We start from the raw sequence: 3,007 nt of genomic DNA on the forward strand, positions 1-3,007 counted from the left end.
AAGTGGCGCTGTCCTGTTAGAACACCCCTTTCCTCGACAAGGTGTTCCGATTCGCCCTGATTCATTTGGCTGTACCTTCGTGAGCCTTTCGGTCGGTCTGACTGATATCTACCATGGCTGTTGACCAAATTCTCAAACAAAAAAGGAAATGTTGCCACCTACCACAACGACGTACTGGTAAACGCCACGCGTGTTCAGTAGAGACGTCTTTCGACACCGGAGTCCGCGATGGATCAATCTCCTCGAAGGCGTTTTGACGCAATCGCGTCGGATGGAACTCAGCCCAAAGGCGGTCGCGCCCGCGGGCGTGTTTGCAGGCTGCCGAGGCGAATCTGGAAGGCCTGTGCGGCACGTGCTGGTGGGGGTGTCAACGCGACATCATGATTAACACAAAGATGCTCACGACTTGGACGACAACGGTTTGCACTGCAATTTTGCTGACATCGCAATCGGCCCACGCCGCCGGTCCCAATTTGGTCCCACCTCCGCGGAAGGATACTGCCAGTTACTGGTGTACCTGGTATGCCCAAAACTATTGGATCGGCCGAGGAACCGACTTGCACGATCTCAAAGGCGTCTCGAATCAGGCCGCTCGCGAAGAACTCAACGAACACACGATCTTCAACGAGAACGACGGGTGGGCGACGACCTGCCTCGATGGCGCCCGCCAGGATTTTATCTTTCTGATCGATCACGGATGGCAGACCAAAGATGCATCAAAACGTATCGGAGGCGGCCCTGCGTTCTTCAACCTCGTCGCTGAGGAAAGTGATTTCCCGCGGTATGCGGGGTTGTCGCCGCAAGATGTGTTGTTGCAGTTCAACAACGACATCCAATCGCTCGGTTGGAACTCCTTGGGCATTTGGACGCGGGGCGATGTGACCTTGGATCAGGCCAAAACGTTCGTGGAATGGTCCAAGCATGCCGGAATCACTTATTGGAAGATCGACGGCGGCGACACGAACGAATTCAATTCATTCCAAGCGAAGCAGCAGATCTATCCGGAGTTGATTCTCGAGTACGTCACCGGCGCGGGAGGGAACATCAACCCGAAATGGGACCAAGACCTCGAGTCGTATCCATCGGTTTATGAAATTGGCGGACGTCTTCAAGAACCGATGTTGAAGTGCCTAAAACACGCCGACACGTTTCGTACCTACGATGCGACACCGCTGTTGATGTCCGCGACGACGCTTCGCCGCACGCACGACATCCTCAAACAGACGCAACAGCAACCCGAATATCGAGCCATTCTCAACGTGCAGGATGACTGCAACATCGCGATCGGACTAGGAGTTCTCGTTGCCAGTAAACGGCATCCGAACATCAACGAACGGACGCTAAAAGGTCGCGATTTACACCACCAACTTTCGGGGAAACGCCGAATGCAACGGCGGATGAATGAGGTGGAACGTCTCGGCCGCTGGGCGCGAATTGCGCCCGCGTTCCCCGCCGGCGAGGGCGTTTACCTGGCGTCCGACAACGAACTGATTGATCGATGCGAATTCACACAGTGGGATACGTGGGCGTCGAACACCTACGGGAGAATGGTCAGCCAAAGCGCACCCGCGATCATGGCTCGCAACATGCCACTGCCGATTGTTGAGTGCGAGGGCGATTTGCCCTACGTTTGTGTATGCACGTATCCCAACGGGCCGACCGGTATCGCCACCGAAGGTCGAGTGAGCCCCGATGATCATTGGTTCCATCCGCGTGCGAAGGTCATCGTGCAGGTCAAAGATGCCTCGGAGCCGTTCGGAATCGCGGGGCATTACGATCAACTCGTGCTGAACTTTGCCGGTAACCTCGATGCTGTCAAACATGTGTGGGCGCAGGATTTGTTGGCCGATGAATCGATCGATATCAAGAACCAAGTGTCGATTCAGGGCGCAAGAATGATCATCGACGGACAACTCATCGATACGCTCGGGACCGCTGCGGGTGATGACGGCGACCAGTCCGTCCCCGGTTTGGTTGTCAGGCTCGAAGGCGATTCACTTCCCGTAGCAGGAGATGAGTTCACCCCGGTGACCGAACCGGTCAAGACAGCTAAACCGGCGAAAACCAGCCTTGTAATGCAACAGGATGGCTACTTCGGCAGTGCGACATTGGATCGATGCCGTTATGGCTACCGTGTCGTGGCTACCGGACCCGAACAGGTCGTGCTCAAAGAATTGGACGAAAGCATCACGTCTGGAAGGGTGTCTGTTGATTGGAAGATGAAACCGGCAAATCGAACCTCAACCAAGAACGGACTTCTGGTGCTTTCTAGCGACGAGGACGCGAACGCCGCTCTGTGTGCGGGAAGTTGGATCGGAGCAAAGGAAATCACTCTTTTCGAGAATCATCCCAAATGGGGGAAAGACCTTCGCAAGTCGTTCACGCACGATCGCGAGTTGGACTGCCGACTGGATGTCGATCTTGATCTGCGAACGGCGAGATTGACGATCAACGGCGAGTCCATCAATCTCGCTTTCTCAGAAACGGTGACTAGCATCAACTACATCGGCTTCGGTGTTCACAATGCAGGCACTCTCTTTACCGTGCCAACGGTCACGCGACATTAGTCGGTGCGTTTTTGACCTTCGCTTCGAAAGATCGCAGACGTCAGGAAAGCGGATGCTCCCCGAGTCGTTCCCAGGCAATCGACGACCTTCGCGAAAAGGGACGTTCCATCGAAACGGTACGAAACGCCGCCTCAATTCCCGCGTCTTGGCGAAGATTTCGCAGCGCAGGCGAAGGTCTAAGGGACAGAGATTGGTTTAGGCGTTTTATAGGGGTAGGGAAGTCCGGTTGAGCCGGACTCCCCTCCCTCCGAACCGTACGTGCGGTTTTCCCGCATACGGCTCTCCGGTTAGCAGTTTCCCATTAGGGATTGTCCGAAACGATTGTGGGCCTCCCGCAGACTCCAGAGACCCGCTTTCGTAAAGTAAGCATTCGGCCACCGCTCGGTGCGCGGCAACCGACCAGGGTTGTGACGGTGACGCTTTAATAACAGGCGCCGCAG

General features: G+C 55.5%; 1 protein-coding gene. It reads left to right on the forward strand.

Annotated features, from left to right (window positions below; translation table 11 throughout):
• The first annotated feature begins 380 nt into the window (after window positions 1-380).
• On the forward strand, window positions 381-2,567 hold the full coding sequence (locus tag NB063_RS32100) for a hypothetical protein (protein WP_250933932.1): 2,187 nt from the start codon (window positions 381-383) through the stop codon (window positions 2,565-2,567).
• The last annotated feature ends 440 nt before the right edge of the window (window positions 2,568-3,007 follow it).

The sequence above is a fragment of the Aporhodopirellula aestuarii genome (assembly GCF_023701485.1).
Classification (GTDB): domain Bacteria; phylum Planctomycetota; class Planctomycetia; order Pirellulales; family Pirellulaceae; genus Rhodopirellula; species Rhodopirellula aestuarii.